Origin of the sequence: Sphingomonas sp. PP-CE-3G-477 (assembly GCF_003050745.1) — a bacterium.
Taxonomy (GTDB): domain Bacteria; phylum Pseudomonadota; class Alphaproteobacteria; order Sphingomonadales; family Sphingomonadaceae; genus Sphingomonas.
On the sequence record NZ_QAOF01000003.1, the window covers coordinates 271,744 to 295,068 of the forward strand.

Genomic DNA, 23,325 nt, shown 5'->3' on the forward strand with positions numbered 1-23,325 from the left:
ATGAAACGACCGCGCAACGGGAGAGGAAAGCCAATGAACCAACGCATTTCGGAGCAGATGCGCGATCGATCGGGAGGAGCATCTTGCTCCAGTAAGCAGCATCACGGAATTGCTGCGGGCGGGAATGCCATGCAGATAAAGGCGCTGTATCCAGCCCTTCTTGCCGCGGTCGTCCTCATAGCCAGTCCCGCCGAAGCACGCGGTCGCTGGACCGAGGGGCAGGCCAAGGGTTGGTATGCCGCACAACCATGGCTGATCGGCGCGAATTACGCGCCCGCGACGGCGATCAACCAGCTCGAAATGTGGCAGGCGACAACCTGGGATCCCAAGCGGATCGATTACGAGCTAGGCCTTGCGCAGGGTATTGGCATGAACACGATGCGCGTGTTTCTCCACGATCAGCTCTGGCAGCAGGACCCGGAGGGCTTCAAGCAACGGATCGACGCGTTCCTGACGATTGCTCGGGCGCACGGGATCAAGCCGCTGTTTGTTTTGTTCGACAGCTGCTGGGATCCCGATCCGAAGCTCGGGCCGCAGCATCCGCCGATCCCCGGCGTGCATAATTCGGGGTGGGTGCAGGGGCCGGGAATGCCGGGCTTGCGCGATCGGGCGCGGTATCCCGGCTACAAGGCCTATGTGCAGGGCGTGATCGGCGCGTTTGCGAAGGACGACCGGATACTGGGCTGGGACGTGTGGAACGAGCCGGACAATGGCGCCGACCAGTATAAGGGGCAGGAGGGCAAGGAGCCGCTGGTCCGGGCGATGCTGGCGCAGGTGTTCGATTGGGCGCGCGAGGCCGATCCGGCGCAGCCGCTGACGTCGGGAGTGTGGACCGGCGACGATTGGGCACCGGGCGGCAAGACGTCGCCAATGGAAGAGCTTCAGCTCGCGCAGTCGGACGTCGTGACCTTCCACGATTATAGCTGGCCGGAGACGTTCGAGCGACGGATCAAACAGTTGCTCGCCTATAACCGCCCGGTGATCTGCACCGAATACATGGCGCGCGGCAACGGATCGACGTTCGATGGCTCGCTGCCGATCGGCAAGCGTTACGATGTCGGCATGATCAACTGGGGTTTCGTCGATGGGAAGACGCAGACGCGACTACCGTGGGACAGCTGGCAGAAGCCGTATGTGCTGGTCGAGCCGACGATCTGGTTTCACGAAGTATTCCAGAACGACGGCACGCCGTATCGTCAGGCGGAGACCGATTTGATCCGACGGTTGAGCGCGGCACCGAAGGGCATCGTACCGACGGCGCCGTCCGATGGTTCCGCGGTACGTCGCCGGCGGTAAACGGTGTGCAGCATCGCCATCCCGCGGGAGGGCGATGCTGCATGCGTCTCAGTGATTGTCGCGGGGTAGGCCCATGGTCTGCGCGATCCGCTGGTACTTTTCCGCACCTTCGAGGATTGCGCCCGTTTCCATCTGGCCCACGGTAGCCCGCTGGATTTCCTGCCAGGGCGTCTGCGAACGCGGATAGGCATAGCCACCTGCTTCGGTCAGCGCGCGGCGGCGCTCGGCGAGGTCCTCGTCCGAGATCAGGACGTTGGCGCTGCCCTTGGCAAGGTCGATGCGAACACGGTCGCCGGTACGGATCAACGCGAGGCCGCCCATCGCCGCGGCTTCAGGCGAGGCGTTCAGGATCGAGGGCGAGCCTGAGGTCCCCGACTGGCGACCGTCGCCGATGCAGGGGAGGGCATGGACGCCCTCGCGGATCAGGTACGCGGGCGGCCGCATGTTGACGACCTCGGCGGCACCCGGATAGCCGATCGGCCCTGCGCCACGCATGAACAGCAAGGTGTCGGTGGTGATCCCGAGCGAGGGGTCATCGATCCGGTGATGATAATCCTCCGGTCCGTCGAACACAACCGCGGGGCCCTCGAACGCTTCGAGATCGTCCGGGTTGGACAGATAGCGTTCGCGGAACTCGGGGCTGATCACGCTGGTCTTCATGATCGCCGAGTCGAACAGGTTGCCGCGCAGCACGATGAAGCCGGCGTCCTCCAGCAGAGGCGTCGCGAACGGGCGGATGACGCGCTCGTCCTCGATCGTCGCGGTCCGGCAATTGTCGCCGATCGACTTACCGTTCGCGGTCATCGCGTCTTCGTGGATGAGGCCCTGCTTCATCAGTTCGGCAACCACTGCGGGTACGCCGCCGGCATGATAATAATCCTCGCCCAGATACTCGCCGGCGGGCTGGAGGTTGACCATCAGCGGCACCTTGTGGCCGTGCGTCTGCCAGTCGTCGATCGGCAGGTCGACGCCGATATGGCGCGCGATCGCGGCGAGGTGGATCGGTGCGTTGGTCGAACCGCCGATCGCCGAATTGACGACGATCGCGTTGTGGAACGCTTCCTTGGTGAGAATGTCCGACGGCTTCAGATCTTCCGAAACCATGTCGACGATCCGCTTGCCGGTCTTGTACGCGACCTCCTGGCGGTCACGGTACGGCGCGGGGATCGCAGCCGAGCCGGGCAACTGCATGCCGAGCGCTTCGGCAAGGCTGTTCATCGTCGTCGCGGTGCCCATCGTGTTGCAATAGCCGGTCGACGGCGCCGACGATGCGACGAGCTTGATAAAGCCCTCGTCGTCGATCGCGCCGGTCGCGAGCAGCTCGCGCGCCTTCCACACGATCGTCCCCGAACCGGTCCGCTCGCCCTTGTGCCAGCCGTTGAGCATCGGCCCGACCGAGAGCGCTATCGCGGGGATGTTGACGGTTGCCGCCGCCATGAGGCAGGCGGGCGTCGTCTTGTCGCAGCCGATCGTCAGCACGACGCCATCGAGCGGATAGCCGTAGAGCACCTCGACCAGCGCGAGATAGGCGAGGTTGCGGTCGAGCCCGGCGGTCGGGCGCTTGCCGGTTTCCTGGATCGGATGGACCGGGAATTCGAGCGCGATGCCGCCTGCCTCACGGATGCCTTCGCGCAGGCGTTCGGCGAGCACGAGGTGGTGACGGTTGCACGGGCTCAAGTCGCTGCCGGTCTGCGCGATGCCGATGATCGGCTTGCCCGAACGCAGTTCCTCCAGGCTGAGCCCGAAGTTCAGATAGCGCTCCAGATAGAGCGCGGTCATGTCGATGTTCTCGGGGTTGTCGAACCACGCGCGGCTTCTGAGCGACTGGGGAAGCTTGGGCATTTCGGTCATGAGGAGCTTTCTGGAGATCGGGCTAGAGTTCGATGTCGGCGGGCCGGTATCAGCGGGCGACGGAAACGCGGTAGACCATGCGGTGATGATAGGGTTTGCCGGGATCGACGCGCGCCGAACCGAATGCAGGCTGGTTGGGGGTATTAGGGAATTTCTGCGGTTCGAGCGCGAGGCCGTCGCCCATCCGGTACACATGACCAGACTTGCCGACCAGCGACCCGTCGAGGAAGTTGCCCGAGTAAAATTGTACCCCAGGCTCGGTGGTCAATACTTCGAGCACGCGACCCGATGCCGGGTCCTCGACGCGCGCGGCGAGCCCTGGCTCGGGCGTTGCGCCCTTGTCGAGCACGAAGTTGTGATCCCAGCCGCGACCGATGACGATCTGCGGATCGCGTCCGTCGCGGATGCCGTCGGACAACGCGCGTCCCTTGGTGAAGTCGAACACGGTGCCCGCGACCGGCTTTAGTTCGCCGGTCGGGATCAGCGTCGCGTTGACGGGCGTATAGCGCCGCGCCGGGATCGTCAGCCGCTGGCCGTAGATCCCTGTCGCGGAGCCTTCACCCGCCAGATCGAACAGCGCGTGGTTGGTCAGGTTGACGATCGTCGGTGCATCGCTGGTCGCGTCGAAATCGATCGTCAGCGCACCCTTGTCGTCGAGCGCATAGGTGACCTTGACCGACAGCGTGCCGGGATAGCCCTGGTCACCCGCCGGGCTGGTCAGCGTCATCACGACCTTCGCCTGCGCGCCATTGGTGACGGAGACAATCTTCCACACCAGCTTGTCGAACCCGACCGTGCCGCCGTGCAGCGTGTTGGTCTTGTCGTTGAGCGTGATCTGATAGGGCTTGCCGTCGAGCGTGAAGCGACCGCCGGCGATCCGGTTGGCATACCTGCCGATCGTCTGTCCCCAGAAGTTCGGCGCGGTGACGTAGCTTGCGGCATCGTCATAGCCGAGCGTGATGTCGGACGTCTTGCCGTTGCGGTCGGGTGCGTTGAACGACTGGAGCGTTGCGCCGAGGGTCATGATTCGCGCGCTGACGCCATTGGTGCCGGTCAGCGTGACGGCTTCGATCGCGGTGCCGTTGGGCAATTTGCCGAACGCTTCGCGCTTGGCCGATGCGGCGTTCGCGGCGTGTGACGACACTATCGTCAACGCGGTGGCCGCGATGATCCCCGACTTTGTGATTGCGCGCATTCCGGTTCCCGTCCTTAATCGCTCGACGCCGTTGACGCGCCTTGTGGGGCTATATAGTCGGACAATATATTTCTGAGCAAGCCATGCGGGAAAAGACTGTCGTGCAGTCGCCGACATGGCACGGAGGGTGAGCGATTATGGCGATGCCGATACAGATGCAACGACCCGTCGAGGGCGCAGCGATACAGGATCCGCCGGGGGCTAGCCCAAGCTACCGCTCCGCACTGACTCTGCTCGCCAGCCTGTTCTTCATGTGGGGCTTCATCACGGTCATCAACAACACGCTGCTGCCGCACCTGCGCAGCGTGTTCGACCTCAGCTACACGCAGACCACGCTGATCGAGAGCGTCTGGTTCATCGCCTATTTCTTCGCATCGATCCCGTCGGCCAAGTTGATCGAGCGGGTCGGCTATCAGCGCGCGATGGTGTTCGGGCTGGGCCTGATGGCGGTCGGCGCGCTGATGATGGTGCCCGCCGCGCGATTGCCGTCCTACGGCGTCACGCTGTTTGCGCTGTTCGTGATCGCAAGCGGGATCACGCTGCTCCAGGTCGCGGCCAACCCGTATGTCGCGGTCGTCGGTCCATCCGAGACCGCGTCGTCGCGGCTCAACCTCGTGCAGGCGTTCAACTCGGCGGGGGCCACGCTCGCGCCGCTGTTCGGTGGGTATCTGATCCTCGGCCGCTCCACCTCGGGTACTGCGGTGGCCGGGTCGACCGCGGTGCTGACCCCGGCCGAGCGGCTTGCCGACGCACAGTCGGTGGTGTTGCCGTATCTGATCGTCGCGGGCGTGCTGGTCGTGCTCGCGATCGTGATCGCGCGCTTCCCGCTGCCGGCAATGGGCGCGTCGACGCAGCGCTCGGCGAAGGCGGATCGCAAGGGCCTGTCGCTCTGGTCGCACCGCAACCTCGTGCTCGGCATCCCGGCGATCTTCATTTATCTGATCGCCGAGATCGGCGTCGCCAATCTGTTCATCAACTTCGTCAGCCAGCCGCAGATCGGCAATCTGACGCACGAGCAGGCCTCGCATTACCTGTTCATCCTGTGGGGCGGGATGATGGTCGGCCGCCTGATCGGCAGCGTCGTGATGCGGACGATCCCCGCCGAGCGCGTGCTGGCGGTGGCAAGCATAGGCGCGTTCGTCGTCATGCTGATCGCGACCTTCACCACCGGCCATGTCGCGATGTGGGCGCTGATCTCGGTCGGGCTGTTCCACTCGATCATGTTCCCGACGATCTTCACGCTCGGCATCCGCGGGCTTGGACCACTGACCGAGGAAGGGTCCGGCCTGCTGATCATGGCGATCGCCGGCGGTGCGCTGGTGATCGTCCAGGGCTGGCTTGCCGATACCTACGGGTTGCAGATCTCGTTCCTGCTGACCGCGGTGTGCGAACTGTACATCCTGTTCTACGCAGTCTGGGGCTCGCGCGTGACCGAAGCGCTGCCCGATCCCGTCGCCGTTCCCTGAAGTGGCGCGCCCCTTGACCGGGGCGCCGACTTAGCAGGCGACGACGAAGCGGCGGTGGCGTGCGATCAGCGCGCCATCGCCAGTTTCGTATCCTCCAGCGCCAGATCGACCAGCGTCCGCATCGCTGCGCTGGCACCGTTGGCATCGCCGGCGGCGATCGCGTCGTAGACCAGCACGTGATCGGGGATCGGATTGCGGGGCAGGGCGCGGGCGCGCTGTTTGAACTGCGTCGTCCAGTTGACGGCGGCACCGATGCTCGCGCTCAGCACGATCAGCGCATCGTTACGGGTCGCCGTCAGCACCGCGTCGTGAAACTCGCGATCCGCCGCGCGCCCGGCTTCGGTGGCCAGCGTATGCCGACGCATGGCCGCCAGCGCGTCCTTCATGATCTTCAGGTCGGTCCGCTCGCGCCGTTCCGCGGCCAACGCTGCCGCCGCAGGCTCGACGATCGCGCGCAGTTCGAACAGTCCGCGAACGAAGGCGATGTCGGGCTCGCCGGCAAACGCCCAGGCGAGCACGTCGGGATCGAGCAGGTTCCACCGGCTGCGGGGCAAGACGCGCGTACCGATCTTCGGACGGCTCTCGACCAGTCCCTTGGCGGTCAGGACCTGGACGGCCTCGCGGTAGGCGCTGCGCGACACGTCGAGCGTTTTCGAGAACTCGACTTCGCCTGACAGGGTGTCGCCGGGTGCATACTCCCCCGACAATATCGCGGTGCCGAGCTTGTGCGCGACCGCACCGTGAAGACGTCGACCCGTGCCGCGCGGAACGCGAACGACCGGCTTTTCGTCTCCACTGCCGGCCTCTACGGGCTCCTCGATACGATCCCCAATATGATCGACGTCCGTCATAACGCTTGCTCCCTGGACACGGCGTAACAGCCCCTGCACGATCAAGGAACGACAAAGATTGCCAAAACCTAGCGTCGCTTATATGTCGGAGTATAGGGAGTGGATACTATGTCAGACACAAGCACGAGCCAGACCGAGCGTTCTGCGTTTCGATCCATCGATGCCGCCACCGGTGCTGCAGTGGGTAATCCGATCGCGGTGCATGGCCCGGCCGATGTCGAGGCAGCATGCGCCGCCGCCGAGGCGGCATTCGACGCCTATCGCGCGACCGGCAATGACGCACGCGCCGACTTTCTCGAACGGATCGGCGAGGAGATCGTCGCGCTCGGCGACGACCTGATCGTCACCGCGATGCGCGAAAGCGGCCTGCCGCGCGCACGACTGGAAGGCGAGCGCGGCCGCACCGTCGGCCAGTTGAAGCTGTTCGCCGGCGTCGTCCGTCGTGGCGGCTGGATGGGGTTGCGGATCGATCCGGCACTGCCCGATCGCGCGCCCTTGCCGCGCCCCGATCTTCGGCTGCGAATGATCCCGCTCGGCCCGGTCGCGGTGTTTGGCGCAAGCAATTTCCCGCTCGCCTTCTCGACCGCTGGTGGCGACACCGCGTCGGCGCTGGCCGCAGGCTGCCCGGTCGTCGTCAAGGGGCACCCTGCGCATCCAGCCACCGGCGCGCTGGTCGCCGGTGCGATCGAGGCCGCGGTCGCTGCGTGCGGATTGCCGGCGGGCGTGTTCTCGCATCTGGTCGGTCCCGGCAACGAGCTCGGCAGCGCGCTGGTGCAGGATCCCCGGATCGCCGCAGTCGGTTTCACCGGTTCGCGGGCAGGGGGGCTTGCACTCGTCAAGCTGGCGCAGACCTGTGAAGTTCCGATCCCGGTCTATGCCGAGATGTCGAGCATCAACCCGGTCGTGCTGCTGCCCGAAGCCCTGAAGGCGCGCGGCGCGGCGCTAGGAACGGCGTTCGTCGGGTCGCTGACGATGGGGGCGGGGCAGTTCTGCACCAACCCCGGTCTCGTGCTCGCGATCGAAGGCGAGGGGCTCGACGCTTTCGTGTCCGCTGCCGCAACGGCATTGCCCGAGGCTCCTGCCGCAACGATGCTCACCAGCGGCATCCATGCCGCCTACGAGCAGGGCATCGCCGCACTCGCCAGCAACGACGCGGTGAACGAGGTCGCACGTGGCAAGGTCGGCGAAGGCGTCGCGCAAGGCCAGGCGGCATTCTTCGAGACGACCGCCGCGCAGTTCCTGAGCGACAAGGCGCTGGGCCATGAAGTGTTCGGGGCGTCGTCGTTGTTGGTGCGCTGCACGAGCGAGGACGAGCTTCACGCCGTACTGCGCGCCGCCGAAGGGCAGCTCACTGCAACGATCCAGATGGACAACGGCGATGCCGACATGGCGTCGCGGCTGATCCCGCTGCTCGAACGCAAGGCCGGACGGATCCTCGCGAACGGCTGGCCTACCGGTGTCGAGGTCGCCCATGCGATGGTGCATGGCGGTCCGTTCCCGGCGACCTCGGATGGCCGCGCGACTTCGGTCGGCAGCCTTGCGATCGATCGGTTCCTGCGGCCGGTGTCGTACCAGAACCTGCTGCCCGAACTGCTGCCGGAGGTGTTGCGTGACGGCACGACCGCGCCGCGGCTGATCGACGGTGTTCCCGCCAACTGACCTGAAAATATCGGGGGCGAACCGTAATAGCGGCGTCCCGACTAGGAGAGAAATTGATGACTTTGCGTCTGTTGCAGCATGTTGGCGTCGATGGCACGCGATCGGTGATCGCGGCTACTAACGAGGGGGCGGCGTTCGTCACTGGGGTCGACAGCGTTCGCGCGCTGGCCGAGCGTGCGATTGCCGCCGGTAGCGATCTCGCCGGCGCGGTCGCGGCCTGTGGAACGGGCGCGAGCGTCGACATCGCCGCCGAACTCGCCGCGGGCCGCCTGACCTCGCCGATCGATCATGTCGATCCGGCGCATCTGATCATGACCGGCACCGGTTTGACGCATCTCGGTTCGGCCGAGGGGCGCGACAAGATGCACCGCGCGGCCGCGGACGCCGAGAAGCAGACCGATTCGATGCGGATGTTCCTCGAAGGCGTCGAGGGCGGCAAGCCGGCAGCGGGGACGCGTGGCCAGCAGCCCGAATGGTTCTACAAGGGCGATGGCTCGGGGCTGGTTGCACCGGGTGCGGCATTCGCGATGCCCGATTTCGCCGAGGATGGCGGCGAGGAGCCGGAGCTTGCCGGTATCTACCTGATCGGTCCGGACGGCACGCCGTTCCGCCTCGGCCTGTGCCTGGCCAACGAATTCAGCGATCACGTCACCGAGCGCCACAACTATCTCTGGCTCGCGCATTCGAAGCTGCGCCAGGCGTCGCTTGGGCCAGAACTGCTGGTCGGTACACCGCCCGAGCATATCGAGGGTGCGAGCCGCATCCACCGCGACGGCGCGCTGCTTTGGGAAAAGCCGTTCCTGTCGGGCGAGGCGAACATGTCGCACAGCATCGCCAACCTCGAGGCGCATCACTTCAAATACGACTTGTTCCGCCGGCCAGGCGACGTCCACGTCCACTTCTTCGGCACCGCGACGCTGTCGTTCGCCGACGGCGTGACGACGCGCGAAGGCGACGTGTTCGAGATCGAGGCCGCGCCATTCACCCTGCCGTTGCGCAACACGCTGACCAAGGCTGCGCCGCAGCCCGTTACCGTGAAGGCGCTCTAAGCATGGCCGCTATCAAGATCGCGGTCATCGGTATGGGCAAGATTGCCCGCGACCAGCATCTTCCATCGATCGCGGGCAACCCTGAGTTCGAGTTCGTGGCCAGCGTCAGCCCGCGTGATCCGGGCGTCGAGGGTATCGCCAACTTCAGGTCGCTGGAAGCGCTGCTCGCCGACGGTCCGGCGATCGACGCGATCGCGCTCTGCACGCCGCCACAGGTACGCTACGAGCTCGCCTCGATGGCGCTCGCCAAGCGCGTGCACGTCTTCCTCGAAAAGCCGCCCGGCGCGACGCTCGCCGAGGTCGATGCGCTCGAAGCGCAGGCTGCCGAAACGGGAACGACGCTGTTCGCCGGCTGGCATTCGCGGTTCGCGGCGGGTGTCGCGCCGGCCAAGGGCTGGCTCGCCGAGCGTAAGATCGAGCGTGTGTCGATCGTCTGGCGCGAGGACGTTCGCGTCTGGCATCCGGGGCAGGCGTGGATCTGGGAGCCGGGTGGGCTCGGCGTCTTCGATCCCGGCATCAACGCGCTGTCGATCGCGACCGAGATCCTGCCGCAGCCGTTCTTCCTGACGGCCGCGACGCTGTCGACGCCCGCCAACCGCGCCGCGCCGATCGCCGCCGACCTGGCCTTCCGCAGCGCCTCGGGTACGCCGATCAGCATGGATCTCGACTGGCGCCAGACCGGCCCGCAGAGCTGGGATATCACCGTCGAGACCGACGCCGGCACGCTCAGCCTCGCCAAGGGCGGCGCGGTGCTCACCTTGCCGAACGGCACGATGCATAACGACGATGAGGAATATCCCGGCCTCTACACGCGCTTCGCCTCGCTGATCCGCGGTGGCCGTAGCGAAGTCGACACGACCCCGTTCACCCTCGTCGCCGACGCGTTCCTGCGCGGCACCCGCAATTCCGTGGAGGCTTTCGATGATTGAGGCTAAAATGACCTGCACGCTGAAGGGCTTAGCCGCCGCGCTCCTGCTGTCGACCGCCGGCATCGGCGCCGCACAGACCGCCGCGCAGACCGACGCACCCGCCACCACGCCCAGTTCGACCGGGGCAACCGTTACGGTCCACGCCGACGCGCCCGGCCCGACCTATGATCGCCGCATCTTCACGCAGTTTGCGGAGCATCTCGGCACCGGCATCTACGGGGGGCTGTGGGTCGGCGAGAAGTCGAAGATCCCCAACGTCCGCGGCTTCCGTACCGATGTCGTCACCGCGCTGCGCGGGATCGGCGTGCCGGTCGTGCGCTGGCCGGGCGGCTGCTTCGCCGACGAATATCACTGGCGCGAGGGCATCGGTCCGAAGGCCAAGCGCCCGGTCAAGATCAACACCCATTGGGGCGGCGTGACCGAGCCCAACACGGTCGGCACGCACGAGTTCATGGACCTCGCCGGACAGCTCGGCGCCGAGCCCTATATCGCCGGCAACGTCGGCAACGGTACGCCGCAGGAAATGGCGGAGTGGGTCGAATACATGACCTCGCCCGCCGGCACGCTGGCCGACGAACGCGCGAAGAACGGCCACAAGGCGCCGTGGGCGGTGCCGTATTTTGGCGTCGGCAACGAGCTGTGGGGCTGTGGCGGCAACATGCGCGCGGAATATGCCGCCGACGTCACGCGGCGCTATGCCACCTTCATCAAGGCGCCCAAGGATACGCGCGTGATGAAGATCGCGAGCGGCGCCAACGTCGACGACTATCACTGGACCGAGACGATGGCGCGCGAGCTGGTCGGCAAGGTCGATGCGTTGTCGCTGCATTACTATACCGTCCCCGGTGGATGGCCGCCGCGTGCGTCCGCGACCGTGTTCGACGAGCGCGGCTGGGCCGAGACGCTGTCCGAGACGCTCAAGATGGACGAGCTGATCACCAAGCATTCGGCGATCATGGACAAGGTCGATCCGAAGAAGACGATGTGGCTCGCGGTCGACGAATGGGGCACCTGGTACGCCGGCGATCCGGGCACCAACCCCGGTTTCCTGCGCCAGCAGAACACGCTGCGTGACGCACTGGTCACCGCGATCAACCTCAATATCTTCGCCAAGCACGCCGACCGCGTGAAGATGACCGCAATCGCGCAGATGGTGAACGTGCTGCAGGCGATGATCCTGACCGACGGCAGCAAGATGGTGCTGACGCCGACCTATCACGTGTTCGCGATGTACAAGCCGTACATGGACGGCACCGTCCTGCCGATCGACATCAAGTCGCCCTGGTACAACAAGGACCAGTGGACGATGCCGTCGGTCAGCGCATCGGCGGTACGCGGCAAGGACGGCGTGGTACGGATCGCGCTGTCGAACCTCGATCCGAACAAGCCGACCAGTGTCTCCGCGGCGCTGCCGGGCGTGGCGGCGCAGACCGTCACCGGGCAGGTGCTGACCGCGCCGACGATGACTGCGCTCAACACCTTCGAGGCGCCCAACGCGGTCGCACCGAAGGCATTCAACGGCGCTAGCCTGAGCGGTGGAACGCTGTCGGTGACGTTGCCGCCGATGTCGGTGGTGATGCTCGAACTGAAGTGATCGTGACGCCCGCCGGAGCAACCGGCGGGCGCACCTACCGGGAGAGAGACGATGGCCGCACCGAAATGGGCGACCGGACTGATCGCGCTGACGCTCGCGAGTAGCGTGCTGGCGCAAACCGCCGATGCACCGCCTGCATTGAACGCCCGCCTGACCGGCGACATCGCCCCGGTCCACGACCCGGTAATGATCCGCGCGGGCGATACCTATTACGTCTACGGCACCGGGCTCGACGGCCAGATGCTGAGCGCGCGCACCTCGTCCGATCTGATCCACTGGACGGCGGGCACGCCGCCGCTGTCGCGCCTGCCCGACTGGGCGACCAAGGCGGTGCCGGGCACCAAGGGCATGTGGGCGCCCGACATTTCGCGCAGCGCAGACGGGCGGTACCGGCTCTATTACTCGGTCTCGACGTTCGGCTCGAACCGCTCCGCGATCGGCCTGGCGACCAGCCCGACGCTCGACCCCAAGGCGCCCGGCTATGGCTGGCGCGACGAGGGGCTGGTGGTGATGTCGACGCCCAAGGACGATTTCAACGCGATCGATCCCAACCATGTCGTCGATGCGCAGGGCCGCGAGTGGCTGTCGCTCGGCAGCTTCTGGACCGGCATCAAGCTGTTCGCGCTGAACCCCAAGACCGGCAAGCTGCTCGACCCCGCGGCAAAGCCCTACGCGATCGCGCGCCGTCCCGCACCCGCTGGCGGACCAGCGCCGGTCGAGGCGCCGTTCATCATCGGTCATGGCGGCTATTACTGGCTGCTGGCCAGCTACGACTATTGCTGCAAGGGCGTGAACAGCACCTATTACACCGTCGTCGGCCGATCGAAGGCGATCACCGGGCCGTATCTGGGCAAGGACGGCAGCGCGATGATGCAGGGCGGGGGGACGATCTTCCTGCGCGCCGACCTGCAGGAAAAGCAGCGCTATCGCGGCCCCGGCCACCCAGGCGTGATGCACGACACCGACGGCAAGGATTATGTCGTCTACCACGCCTATGATTCCCAGATCAAAGGCACCCCGACGTTGCGCATCGCACCGATCGGCTGGGGTGCGGATGGCTGGCCAGTTGCGGAGAATCGACCATGACGATGGATTTCACACGACGGCTGTTCCTGGCCGGTGCTGGTGCTGCGACCGCTAGCGGTGCGCTCGCACGGGTCGCGGCCAAGGCGCCGGTGCCGGTCAACCCACTGGTCCGCCAGCGTGCCGATGCGCAGGTCTTCCTGCACACCGACGGCTATTATTACATGACCGGATCGGTGCCCGAATATGACCGGCTGGTGCTGCGCCGCTCGCGCACGCTGGCAGGGCTGTCGACCGCCAACGAGCGCGTCTTGTGGCGGCACGAGAAGACCGGGCCGATGTCCGGATTCCTCTGGGCACCCGAACTGCACCTGATCGACGGCCGCTGGATCATGTATTTCGCGGCAGGCCCCAGCGGCGGCGGCGAGGATGTGTTTCGTATCCGCACTTTCGCGGTGGTCTGCGACGGACCCGACGCGATGACCGGAACCTGGACCGTGTTGGGGCAATTGACGACGCCGTGGGACAGCTTCACGCTCGATTCCACCAGCTTCGTCCACCGCGGCACGCGCTATCTCGCCTGGGCCCAGCGCGAGCCGGGGATCGAGACCAACAGCAACCTCTATCTCGCGCCGCTCGCGACCCCGCTGACGCTGGCGGCAAAGCCCGCGCGGCTGGCGGTACCGACGCTCGATTGGGAGATCCGCGGCTTCAAGGTCGCCGAGGCGCCTGCGCTGCTGGCGCGCAACGGCAAGCTGTTCATGACCTATTCCGCGAGTGCGACCGACGCGCGATACTGCATGGGCATGCTGACCGCGCGTGACGATGCCGACATCATGGATCCGGCAGCCTGGACGAAATCGCCGCAGCCGGTGTTCAAGTCGTCGCCCGCGCACAAGGTCTTCGGGCCCGGCCACAACAGCTTCACCGTCGACGAGCGCGGCCGCGACATCCTGGTCTATCACGCGCGCGACTATGAGGCGATCAAGGGCGACCCGCTGTTCGATCCCAACCGCCACACCCGCGTTCAACGGTTCACGTACAAGCCCGACGGCACACCCGATTTCGGCGAACCGGTTGCCAACGGCCCATTGCGGTGAGCGGCCTCGATCGCCGGACGTTCCTCGCCGCGGGAGCCGCAGCCGTACCCGCGGCCGCGATAGGCGCTGGCGCGAGTGCTGGCTCGAAGCCCTTGGCGCCGACGCCGCCGATGGGCTGGAACAGCTGGAACAGTTTCGCGACGACGATCACCGAGGGGCAGGCGATCGAGACCGCGACGATCATGGCCGAGAAGCTGCTGCCGTCGGGCTATGATATCTTCACCGTCGATATCCAGTGGTACGAGCCGGGTGCGCAGAGTTACACCTACGCGACCAAGCCGACACCGGCGATGGACGGCTACGGCCGACTGCTCCCTGCGCCGAACCGGTTCCCGTCGAGCGTCGGCGGCAAAGGCTTCCGCCCGCTCGCCGACCGCGTCCACGCGCTCGGCCTTCGGTTCGGCATCCACCTGATGCGCGGTATTCCGCGGCTGGCGGTGGAGCGAAACCTGCCGGTGTTCGGGACGAAATACCGCGCGCGCGACATCGCCGACACCGCCAGCATCTGTGCCTGGAACCCGGACATGTACGGCGTCGACATGCGCAAGCCCGGCGCGCAGGCCTATTACGACAGCGTGTTCGCGCTCTACGCATCCTGGGGCGTCGATCTGGTCAAGATGGACGACATGAGTCGCCCGTATGACGCGCACGCCCCCGAGATCGAGGCCGCACACGCCGCGATCGTCGCGACCGACCGGCCGATCATCCTCAGCCTATCGCCCGGCGAAACGCCGGTATCCCGCGCCGATCACGTCCGCCGCTTTGCGCAGATGTGGCGAATCAGCGACGATTTCTGGGACGAATGGCCGCTGCTCGAAGCGCAGTTCACCCGGCTGGAGAACTGGAACGCACACCGCGTACCCGGCGGCTGGCCCGATGCGGACATGCTCCCGCTCGGGCGTCTCGCGCTGGGCGCGCGCGACACCAAGTTCACGCCCGACGAACAGCGCACGCTGATGACCCTGTGGTCGATCGCGCGCTCGCCACTGATCATGGGCGGTGATCTCCGCCATCTCGACCGCCCGACGCTCGACCTTCTCACCAACCCCGAAGTCATCGCGGTCAACCAGGCGAGCTACGCCAACCAGCCACATTTTATTGAGGACGGTATACGAGTCTGGTCGGCACGCGTGCCGGGATCGCAGGATCGCTATCTCGCGCTGTTTAACACAGACAAAACCGAGCGATCCGTACAGCTTCGTCTCGACACGATCGCGCTGAACGGGCCGGTCGGCGTTCGTGATCTCTGGGCACGGCGCGATCTGGAAAGGGCGTCCGGTACGCTGGTCACACGTGTGCCATCGCACGGCGCTGCGTTGTACCGCCTGACGCCTCGCTGACCTGTCCGGCTAGGTGGCTGGGTAAAATTAACGCTTGCATCAACGTCCGCCCGATCATACCGAATGTCCGAGTAATACCGACTGCCGATAAGGTCGGATGGGCATGCCAGGGAGAGGCTAGATGGCGATGAAGTCGTTAATTCTGTGTTCCGCATCGATTGCAGCGCTGATGCTGGGAGCGCCGGCACAGGCGCAGGCCGTACCGACCACGCCGCAGGATCGGAACGGCCTGCCAGCGACCGGTACGCCCGCGGGCGTCGATGCAAACACCGTCCAGACGCCACCCTCGGCTGAGCAGCCCGCGACCAGCCAGACTGCCGGCGACCAGACCGCAGGCGACCAGACCGACGCGGACATCGTCGTCACCGGCGTCCGTGCCTCGATCGTCGGCGCACTGAACGTTCGCAAAAATTCGATCCAGATCGTCGATTCGATCGTCTCGGAAGACGTCGGCAAGCTGCCTGACAACAACGTCGTCGAGGCGCTTCAGCGCGTGACTGGCATTCAGGTCACCGACCGTGCCGGCGGCGAAGCGGCGACGATCACGATCCGAGGTCTGACCGATCCGTTGACGACGTTGAACGGGCGCAACATCTTCACCGCGGCCGGCACGTCCTTCAACCTGCAGGATATCTCGGCGAACCTCGTCAAGCAGGTCGACGTCTACAAGACCCGCTCGGCCGACCAGCTGGAAACGGGGCTGGCCGGGCAGATCGACGTGCAGACCCGGCGCCCGCTCGATTTCGACGGCTTCGCGATATCGGGCCTCGTACGCGGGCTCTATTCGGAACTCGCCGACAAGGTGAACCCAAATGCCGCGCTGCTGATCAGTGACCGTTGGAAAACCGGCATCGGCGATATCGGCCTGCTGGTGAACGGCAGCTACACGCGCGCCGAATTCCGCAACCAGAATTTGCAGGCCGGCGCGATGGTGCCGTTCGCGACGGAAAACCCGCCGGCGGGTTCGGGTCTTACCCCGTTGCAGCGGATCTTCCCGGGTGACAGGAACCAGAACTGGACGCCGGGCCTGGATGCAGGTCTCCCGACCGCGCCGGGCTCCACGCTCAACATCAACGGCGTCAATACGCCGTATTATCTGTCGCGAGACGCGGTCATCGCGTCCGATGTCTACGGCAAGCGCGAACGCCGCGCGCTCAACGCAGCGCTGCAATGGGCGCCCAACGATCGTTCGGTCTACACGGCGGAAGTCTTCTACACCGGCTTCAAGGGCAAGACGTTCAACAGCCTGAACTTCAGCTTCGTCGATTGGTGGGGCGACCTGCCGGCCAATCCCGGGACGAGCTTCGAGCTGTTCGACGGGACGAACATCATCAAGTCGCGGCAGGTCGGTTCGGTCGCGGGGTTCAATAGCGGCGACACGGCCACCAGCAAGACCGACAGCTATGTGTATGCGTTGAACGCCAAGTGGGACGTGGGCGACCGCGGCAAGATCTCGGCCGACATCGCGTATCAGGACAGCAAGAACGAGACCTCGTTCTTCGCCATCCGCACGGATCGCGGGCCGCTCGACATCGACGTCGACTTCAACGCGGGCGGTGGGCTGCCGTCCTACAGCTTCGGCAATCAGGCCGTGCTGACCGACGCGACGGCTTGGACGATCGGCAACCTGTTCGACAGCGGCACCAAGAATACCGGCAGCGCGCTGACGATGATGCTCGATGGCGAATATGGCTGGGACGAAGGATTCCTGCGGCGCATCAAGGGCGGCTTCCGCTTCGACGACCGCAAGGCTGACAATTATGTGCGCGACCAGGGCGCGGGGGGGCTGGGCACCACGCTGGCGGCGTTCGGCGAGGGCAAGCCCTTCACCAACAGCGGCTTCTTCGACGGTCAGGCGGACATTCCGACGAGCTGGGTGCTGGCCGATCCGCGCAGCATGGACCGCGACGCCGTCCGCACGCTGTATCGCGCCGTCGCGCCCGGCCTGTTACTATCCGATCAGCTGAGCTTCGGCCAGGTGTTCGGCATCTCGGAAAAGAACGTCGCCGCCTATGGGCTTGCCGATGGCGAAGTCAGCATCTTCGGGCGTCCGCTGCAGCTTCAGGCCGGCGTGCGGTATGTGGCGATCGACACCGATTATGACTATTTTGATCGCGGTGCCAACTTTGCCCGAACAAGCGTGTCCACGAGTTCGGAGAAGTGGCTGCCCTCGTTCACCGCGCGCTATGCGATCACGAATAATCTGCGCGTCCGCTTCAACTATGGCGAAACGCTCCGGCGTCCCAGCTTCGGCGATCTGAACCCCAATCCCGTGCTGACGGGCGACTTGTCGCGCATCGGCTTCGGTTCGGGCACGTCGGGAACGGCAAACCTCACCCCGACGCATTCGAAGAACATCGATCTGGCGGTCGAATGGTATTTCGAACGCAACAGCGCGATCTACGTGACCGCCTTCCGTCGCGAGATCGACGGGTTGGTCGTGCCGCTCACGGTGCGTGAATCGATCCCGAACAACTATCTGCCGCGCAATGAGACCTATACCGAGACGTTCAACATCACGCGTCCCGTCAACGCATCGGACGGCGTGCTGAAGGGCGTCGAACTGGGCCTGACCTATTTCCCGACCTACCTGCCCGGTCCTCTGAACGGGCTCGGTGTCACCGGCAGTGCTACGATCCTCGATTCAGAACAGACCATCCCGCTCACCAACGCGGCCGGCGAGATCACCGGATCGACGAAGTCGGCGTTCTTCGGCGTATCGAAACTGTCGTACAATGCGACGCTGGCCTACGATAACGGGCCGATCGGCGCGCGTCTGTCGTACGTCTGGCGCAAGGGCTTCCTGCAGAGCAACGAAGCCCGGGCGTTCGCCAATCCGATCGGCTTCTGGCGCGCCCCGGAAAAGAGCCTGGACTTCCAGCTGACCTTGAACGTGAACAAGGATATCGGCCTGACGTTCGACGCGGTGAACCTGACCAAGGCCAAGCAGCAGAACTATTACAAGTTCGGCGACGTCGGTAACCGCGAGGAGTTCAACTCCAGCACGCTGCTCATCGACCGCACCTTCGCGATCGGTGCGCGCTACACGTTCAAGTAATCAGGCCGGTACATACGGTCAAAGGGGGAGGGGCGGAATGATCGGACGCGGTATGAAGCCGATCCTCCGCCGCTCCTTACTGCTCGGGGCCGTGCTGCTCGGGGCGGCCGTCCCGGTTATCGCAGCGCCGTCGCTCGACACGCACCGCATCGCCCGCGACCGGTTCGGCAACGACGCGCCTTGGTATGAGAACCGGATTCCGTTCTTCGAATCCGCCGATCCGAAGCTCGATGCGGTCTATTATTATCGCTGGTCGCTGTACCGCGCGCATCAGCGCGACCTCGGCGCGGAGGGGTATATCTCGACCGAGTTCCTCGACGACGTCGGCTGGCAGCTCGAACCCTATGCCAGCCTGAACGACGCTACCGGCTTTCACCTGGCGGAGGGGCGCTGGCTGCGCGATCGGCGCTCTGCCGACGATTATATCGATTTCATGTATCGGCGCGGCAACGACCGGCACTTTACCGATTACATGGCGGATTCGGTCTATGCCCGGTTCCTCGTCGACGGGGACCGTGCCGCAGCGACCCGGCATCTCGCAGCGATGCGGCGGCTGTACGATGCATGGAACGATCACTTCGACTCCAGCAAGGGGCTGTACTGGGTCGAGCCTCTGCTCGATGCGACCGAATACACGATCTCCTCGATCGACGCGTCGGGTGGCAAGGACGGCTTCCGCGGCGGGGATTCGTTTCGGCCGTCGATCAACGCGTACATGTACGCCAACGCCCGTGCGATCGGCCGACTGTCGACGATGGTCGGCGACCATGAGGGTGCGGAAGACTTTTCGACGCGCGCACAGGCGATCAAGGTGCGGGTGCAACGAGACTTGTGGAGCCCGGCGCTCGGCCACTTCATCGATCGCTACAAGGTCGATAATACGTTCGTGAAATACTGGGCGCCGATCCGGGGGCGCGAGCTGGTCGGATACCTGCCCTGGACGTTCGATCTCGCGGACGACGACGACAGGCTCGCGGGTGCGTGGACGCATCTGCTCGACCGGGGCGGGCTTAGTGGGGCGGCGGGCATGCGTACCGTCGAGCCGAGCTACCCATATTACATGCGACAATATCGCTATGAGCTGGGTGCGCCTGAGTGCCAGTGGAATGGCCCGAACTGGCCGTTTCAGACCACGCAGGTCCTGACGGGCATGGTGAACCTGCTCGATCATTATCGCCAGTCGAAGGTGACGCGCGGCGATTACATGCGGCTGCTCCGGCAATATGCGGCGCTGCATTACCAGGGCGACAAGCTTGATATCGAGGAGGATTACCACCCCGAAACCGGCAAGCCGATCGTCGGGCTGGCGCGCAGCCACCATTATTTCCACTCCGGATACGCGGACCTGATCCTGACGGGCCTGGTCGGGATCCGCCCGCGCGCGGACGACGTGCTGGAGGTCAATCCGCTGCTGCCGGACGCCGAGGATCCGCAGGCGCTGCGCTGGTTCCGGATGCAGGACGTGCCCTATCATGGCCACAGCGTCGCGGTGACCTGGGACGTCGATGGCCGGCATTATGGCGGTCGTCCCGGATTGACGATCGAAATAGACCGCAAACGTGTCGCCCACCGCGCGACCCTGGGGCGGATGATCGTGCCGATCACGCGGCTTGCGACGCCGCCAATCGAGCGTCCGATCGACCGAGCGGTACAGCTTGTGCGCGGTCAGTTTCCCAAGGCCAGCGCGTCGAGCGGTACGGATCCGGAGAATTTGCACGACGGGATCGACGGCCGAATATGGTTCTTCTCGGAGTTGGCCAATGGATGGTCCTCCGCGCCGTCGCCGGACGCGCAGTGGTACCAGGTCGACTTTGGTACCGACGTCGACGTGTCGCGGGCCGAACTCGCCTTCTTTGACGATCGCCAGGATTTTGCGGTGCCGAAATCGCTGAGGTTCGAGGTTTGGGATGGCCGGCGCTGGACGGCTTTGCGAGCCAGGGGCGGCGATCCCATTGCGAACGGCATCACGCACGCCCGGTGGCCGCGGGTCTCGGTTCGAAAGATCCGCGTCTCGTTCGCCCAGCCTTTGGCCAAGCGCACCCGGCTGGTCGAGTTCAAGCTGTACTAGGTATGACCTGACATCAGCCGAGCACGATCCGCGTGCCGAGCGCCGCGATCAACGCGAGCGGCATCGCCACCGCACCGAGCTTCAGGAACCGCCAGAACCCGATATCCTCGCCCTCGCGCCGGATCGCCTGCAACCAGAGGATCGTCGCGAGGCTACCGGTGATGGACAGGTTGGGGCCCAGGTCGACGCCGATCAGCAGCGCGTCGACGACCAGCCTTGGCGGTTGGGCCTGAAGGACGGCGGTGCTGGCGAGGAGGCCCGCGGGCAGATTGTTCATCAGGTTCGATCCGATCGCCAGGATCGTTCCGGATACCAGCGATGCCTGGACCGGGTCGGCGGACGCGGTGCGGATCGCTTGCGCCACCCAGGCAATCACGCCGGTAAGGTCCAGCGCCTCGACGAGCACGAACAGCCCGGCGACGAGCGGCAGCACGCTCCACGAGACACCCCGCAGCAGCGCGACCGGCGACGACCGCGCGATCGCGCAGACCGCCAGTGTCGTGACGATGCCTGCGATCGCGGTAGGCAAGCCGAGTTCGATATCGAGCGCGGAGACGACCAGCAGCACGATCGCAGTGACGACGATCCCGACGAACGCAGCCTTGCCGCCTGTGGTCAGCGGCGTGCGCTCGACGTCGCTGCAGCAACTGCCCGCCAGCCTCTTGCGTTCGACCCAGCGCAGCACGAGGAAGGTGACGACGATCGATGCCAGCGAGGGCAGCGCGAACGAGGCGAACCACTGGCCGAGAGGCGGCATCCTGCCACCGTAGAGCACGAGGTTCGCCGGATTGGAGATCGGCAGGACGAAGCTCGCCGCGTTGGCGATCAACGCGCACGCGAACAGCAGCGGCAGCGGATCGGCCTTCGCCTTCTTCGCCGCGGCGTAGACCGCCGGGGTCAGGACCACCGCGGTCGCGTCGTTCGACAGGAACGTCGTCGTGACGATGCCGGTGACGTAGACGAGCGCAAACAGTCGCGCGGTCGATTCCCTGGCATGGATCGCGGCGGTGGCGGCGATCCAGTCGAACAATCCTTCCGCGCGGGCGACTTCGCTGAGCAGCATCATGCCGATCAGGAACAGATAGACGTCCATCCCCTTTGCGACCGCGCCGACGGCGGCGGGGAAGGGCATCAGGCCGAACAGCAGCAGCGCCGCCGCGCCCGTGACCGCCCAGATCGCTTCCGGCCAGCGGAACGGCCGCGCGATGACGGCCGCCGTGGAGGCGGCGCAGATACCCCAGGTTGCGCCCGTCGCGAGGATCATCGCCGCCTTCCGTTATGGTCGGGACCGGACCGTCGCAAAACTGGGGACCGCGAGCGCCGGGCGTCACTTCGTAGGCCATGCGGAGCGGAACCAGCGGCTGGGTGAGGCCTCCGCAATGCGCGCAGGCCGCTCGTTGAACGGACATACGACCATGTCGGAGACGGCAGGCCGGTCACTTGTGCGTCTCCGGCATGGCGGTGAGGTACAGCACGAACCCGGCCGCGGCGATTCCAGCAAGCGTCAGGAAGCTGGCGCTGTATCCGGCCCAGACGATGATCGATCCGGCCAGCGTTGCCGACAAGGCGGCGCCCAGGCCGAAGACGCTCGATACGACGCCCTGGCTGACGTTGAACCGGCCGGAACCCTTGGTCAGGTCGGCGACGATCACCGGGAACAGCGCGCCGAAGATCCCCGCGCCGATCCCGTCGAGCGCCTGCACGCCGACCAGCCACCACGGATCGTTCGACACGGTGTAGAGCGCGCCGCGCGCGGCGAGGAAGCCGAACGCGACCAGGAAGATCGGCTTGGTGCCCCACCGCTCGGTGTTGCGCCCGACGACGATCGCGACGGGGACCATCACCAGCTGCGCGGCGACGATGCAGGCCGCGGTCAGCGAGGTCGCCTTGTCGGTGCCGACGGTGCGACCGAGCAATTGGCTGACCGATGTCAGCATCGCCGCATTCGCCAGATGGAAGGTGAACGCGGCCGCGGCGAAGATCATCAACGGGCGGTTTTCGATCAGCGTCTTCCAGCCGCTCGGCTCCTCGCAGCCTTCCTCGGGCTCGCAGTCGAGGCCACGCGCGACTGCGTTGTCGATGTCGTCGTTCTTGAGCCTCGCCGCCACGATGACGCTGGCGACGGTCAGTCCGGCCATCAGCCAGAAGACGACCACGGGGCCGAACGACCAGGCAAGCACGCCGGCTAGCGCTGCCGATGTGGCATTGCCGGCATGGTTGAACGCTTCGTTCCGACCGACCCGTTTGGCGAACAGCTTCGGCCCGACCAGTCCCAAGGTGATTGCCGAGATCGCCGGCGCAAAGATCGCGCCCGCCGCCGCCGCGATCGACTGGGTGATCGTCACCATCGTGAAGCCGGAAACGATCGGCAGCGACAGGCTGCTGAGCGTCACCAGCAAAGCGGCACCGATGACGATACGGGGCTTGTTCTTCGTCCGGTCGATCAACCCGCCCGCCGGTGTCTGCGACAACAGGCCGACGATTCCGGCGATGGTAAGCACCAGCCCGACGGTCGCCTCGTTCCAGCCATGCGACGGACCGCGAACGACCAGCAGATAGATGGCGAGATAGGGGCCCAATCCGTCGCGGACATCGGCCAGGAAGAAGTTGAGCGCGTCCAGCCTGCCGGTAGGCGTGCTGCGCTGCGACGGGTCCTTCGTCTCGGGCAGGGCTGCCGCAGATGCCATCGGGTGTCTCCAGTGTTCGCGCGTAGGCTTCTACGCCGTCGGTAGAGCGCTCCGACGGCAGCAGCCTGAACGACTTTGTTCAGGTTCGGTTTACAACGACTGGATGCGAGAGTGAGCCCAGCGGAGAGCAGGACAAGGAACGAGTTCGTACCGGCGCGG

At 65.6% G+C, this 23,325-nt stretch carries 15 protein-coding genes and 1 pseudogene; 11 read left to right on the forward strand and 5 right to left on the reverse strand.

The annotated features are described in order from the left end of the window. The first annotated feature begins 129 nt into the window (after nucleotides 1-129). Complete coding sequence (locus C8J45_RS08590) at nucleotides 130-1,296, forward strand: cellulase family glycosylhydrolase (RefSeq protein WP_107962827.1); 1,167 nt, start codon at nucleotides 130-132, stop codon at nucleotides 1,294-1,296. 48 nt (nucleotides 1,297-1,344) lie between these two features. Here the strand turns inward: C8J45_RS08590 and C8J45_RS08595 are convergent, their stop codons facing one another. Further along, complete coding sequence (locus C8J45_RS08595) at nucleotides 1,345-3,147, reverse strand: IlvD/Edd family dehydratase (RefSeq protein ID WP_308811340.1); 1,803 nt, start codon at nucleotides 3,145-3,147, stop codon at nucleotides 1,345-1,347. A gap of 49 nt (nucleotides 3,148-3,196) precedes the next feature. Next, nucleotides 3,197-4,342 (reverse strand): aldose epimerase family protein, encoded by a 1,146-nt coding sequence (locus C8J45_RS08600; protein ID WP_107962828.1) that lies wholly within the window; start codon nucleotides 4,340-4,342, stop codon nucleotides 3,197-3,199. A gap of 155 nt (nucleotides 4,343-4,497) precedes the next feature. Between C8J45_RS08600 and C8J45_RS08605 the strand changes: the two genes are divergently transcribed. Next, nucleotides 4,498-5,808, forward strand: coding sequence for a sugar MFS transporter (locus C8J45_RS08605; protein WP_107963006.1), 1,311 nt, complete (start codon nucleotides 4,498-4,500; stop codon nucleotides 5,806-5,808). Nucleotides 5,809-5,873: 65 nt separating this feature from the next. Here C8J45_RS08605 and C8J45_RS08610 read toward each other — a convergent pair whose 3' ends face one another. Then, complete coding sequence (locus tag C8J45_RS08610; protein ID WP_107962829.1) at nucleotides 5,874-6,659, reverse strand: FadR/GntR family transcriptional regulator; 786 nt, start codon at nucleotides 6,657-6,659, stop codon at nucleotides 5,874-5,876. Nucleotides 6,660-6,767: 108 nt separating this feature from the next. Here C8J45_RS08610 and C8J45_RS08615 point away from each other — a divergent pair, with 108 nt between their 5' ends. From C8J45_RS08615 to C8J45_RS08655, 9 genes and pseudogenes are all read left to right on the forward strand, one after another. Further along, nucleotides 6,768-8,318 (forward strand): aldehyde dehydrogenase (NADP(+)), encoded by a 1,551-nt coding sequence (locus tag C8J45_RS08615; protein ID WP_107962830.1) that lies wholly within the window; start codon nucleotides 6,768-6,770, stop codon nucleotides 8,316-8,318. 56 nt (nucleotides 8,319-8,374) lie between these two features. Continuing rightward, the gene (araD1, locus tag C8J45_RS08620; protein WP_107962831.1) at nucleotides 8,375-9,367 is read left to right on the forward strand and encodes an AraD1 family protein; all 993 of its coding nucleotides are present in this window, start codon (nucleotides 8,375-8,377) and stop codon (nucleotides 9,365-9,367) included. Nucleotides 9,368-9,369: 2 nt separating this feature from the next. Next, on the forward strand, nucleotides 9,370-10,296 hold the full coding sequence (locus tag C8J45_RS08625; protein WP_107962832.1) for a Gfo/Idh/MocA family protein: 927 nt from the start codon (nucleotides 9,370-9,372) through the stop codon (nucleotides 10,294-10,296). A gap of 7 nt (nucleotides 10,297-10,303) precedes the next feature. Then, the gene (locus tag C8J45_RS08630) at nucleotides 10,304-11,890 is read left to right on the forward strand and encodes an alpha-N-arabinofuranosidase (RefSeq protein ID WP_107962833.1); all 1,587 of its coding nucleotides are present in this window, start codon (nucleotides 10,304-10,306) and stop codon (nucleotides 11,888-11,890) included. Nucleotides 11,891-11,941: 51 nt separating this feature from the next. Then, nucleotides 11,942-12,976 carry an arabinan endo-1,5-alpha-L-arabinosidase gene (locus C8J45_RS08635; RefSeq protein WP_107962834.1) on the forward strand — a complete coding sequence of 345 codons (1,035 nt, stop codon included), beginning with the start codon at nucleotides 11,942-11,944 and terminating at the stop codon, nucleotides 12,974-12,976. Beyond that, nucleotides 12,973-14,007 (forward strand): annotated as a pseudogene (locus C8J45_RS08640) (family 43 glycosylhydrolase); the annotation flags it as partial. The gene C8J45_RS08635 and the pseudogene C8J45_RS08640, both read left to right, overlap by 4 nt. A gap of 2 nt (nucleotides 14,008-14,009) precedes the next feature. Next, on the forward strand, nucleotides 14,010-15,353 hold the full coding sequence (locus C8J45_RS08645) for a glycoside hydrolase family 27 protein (protein ID WP_107962836.1): 1,344 nt from the start codon (nucleotides 14,010-14,012) through the stop codon (nucleotides 15,351-15,353). A gap of 121 nt (nucleotides 15,354-15,474) precedes the next feature. After that, the gene (locus tag C8J45_RS08650; RefSeq protein WP_374956437.1) at nucleotides 15,475-18,411 is read left to right on the forward strand and encodes a TonB-dependent receptor; all 2,937 of its coding nucleotides are present in this window, start codon (nucleotides 15,475-15,477) and stop codon (nucleotides 18,409-18,411) included. 37 nt (nucleotides 18,412-18,448) lie between these two features. Beyond that, the gene (locus C8J45_RS08655) at nucleotides 18,449-20,479 is read left to right on the forward strand and encodes a discoidin domain-containing protein (RefSeq protein ID WP_258191372.1); all 2,031 of its coding nucleotides are present in this window, start codon (nucleotides 18,449-18,451) and stop codon (nucleotides 20,477-20,479) included. A gap of 13 nt (nucleotides 20,480-20,492) precedes the next feature. Here the strand turns inward: C8J45_RS08655 and C8J45_RS08660 are convergent, their stop codons facing one another. Both C8J45_RS08660 and C8J45_RS08665 read right to left on the reverse strand, forming a co-directional pair. Beyond that, nucleotides 20,493-21,743, reverse strand: a complete 1,251-nt coding sequence (locus C8J45_RS08660; protein ID WP_107962838.1) for an arsenic transporter — start codon at nucleotides 21,741-21,743, stop codon at nucleotides 20,493-20,495. A gap of 172 nt (nucleotides 21,744-21,915) precedes the next feature. Further along, on the reverse strand, nucleotides 21,916-23,166 hold the full coding sequence (locus tag C8J45_RS08665; RefSeq protein WP_107962839.1) for an MFS transporter: 1,251 nt from the start codon (nucleotides 23,164-23,166) through the stop codon (nucleotides 21,916-21,918). Nucleotides 23,167-23,325 lie beyond the last annotated feature (159 nt).

What these genes read in the sequence shown, in the direction of transcription:
- C8J45_RS08590 (WP_107962827.1), top strand. Translation starts at nt 130, where the DNA reads ATGCAGATAAAGGCGCTGTATCCAGCCCTTCTTGCCGCGGTCGTCCTC.
- C8J45_RS08595 (WP_308811340.1), bottom strand. Translation starts at nt 3,147, where the DNA reads ATGACCGAAATGCCCAAGCTTCCCCAGTCGCTCAGAAGCCGCGCGTGG.
- C8J45_RS08600 (WP_107962828.1), bottom strand. Translation starts at nt 4,342, where the DNA reads ATGCGCGCAATCACAAAGTCGGGGATCATCGCGGCCACCGCGTTGACG.
- C8J45_RS08605 (WP_107963006.1), top strand. Translation starts at nt 4,498, where the DNA reads ATGCAACGACCCGTCGAGGGCGCAGCGATACAGGATCCGCCGGGGGCT.
- C8J45_RS08610 (WP_107962829.1), bottom strand. Translation starts at nt 6,659, where the DNA reads ATGACGGACGTCGATCATATTGGGGATCGTATCGAGGAGCCCGTAGAG.
- C8J45_RS08615 (WP_107962830.1), top strand. Translation starts at nt 6,768, where the DNA reads ATGTCAGACACAAGCACGAGCCAGACCGAGCGTTCTGCGTTTCGATCC.
- araD1 (WP_107962831.1), top strand. Translation starts at nt 8,375, where the DNA reads ATGACTTTGCGTCTGTTGCAGCATGTTGGCGTCGATGGCACGCGATCG.
- C8J45_RS08625 (WP_107962832.1), top strand. Translation starts at nt 9,370, where the DNA reads ATGGCCGCTATCAAGATCGCGGTCATCGGTATGGGCAAGATTGCCCGC.
- C8J45_RS08630 (WP_107962833.1), top strand. Translation starts at nt 10,304, where the DNA reads ATGACCTGCACGCTGAAGGGCTTAGCCGCCGCGCTCCTGCTGTCGACC.
- C8J45_RS08635 (WP_107962834.1), top strand. Translation starts at nt 11,942, where the DNA reads ATGGCCGCACCGAAATGGGCGACCGGACTGATCGCGCTGACGCTCGCG.
- C8J45_RS08650 (WP_374956437.1), top strand. Translation starts at nt 15,475, where the DNA reads ATGGCGATGAAGTCGTTAATTCTGTGTTCCGCATCGATTGCAGCGCTG.
- C8J45_RS08655 (WP_258191372.1), top strand. Translation starts at nt 18,449, where the DNA reads ATGATCGGACGCGGTATGAAGCCGATCCTCCGCCGCTCCTTACTGCTC.
- C8J45_RS08660 (WP_107962838.1), bottom strand. Translation starts at nt 21,743, where the DNA reads ATGATCCTCGCGACGGGCGCAACCTGGGGTATCTGCGCCGCCTCCACG.
- C8J45_RS08665 (WP_107962839.1), bottom strand. Translation starts at nt 23,166, where the DNA reads ATGGCATCTGCGGCAGCCCTGCCCGAGACGAAGGACCCGTCGCAGCGC.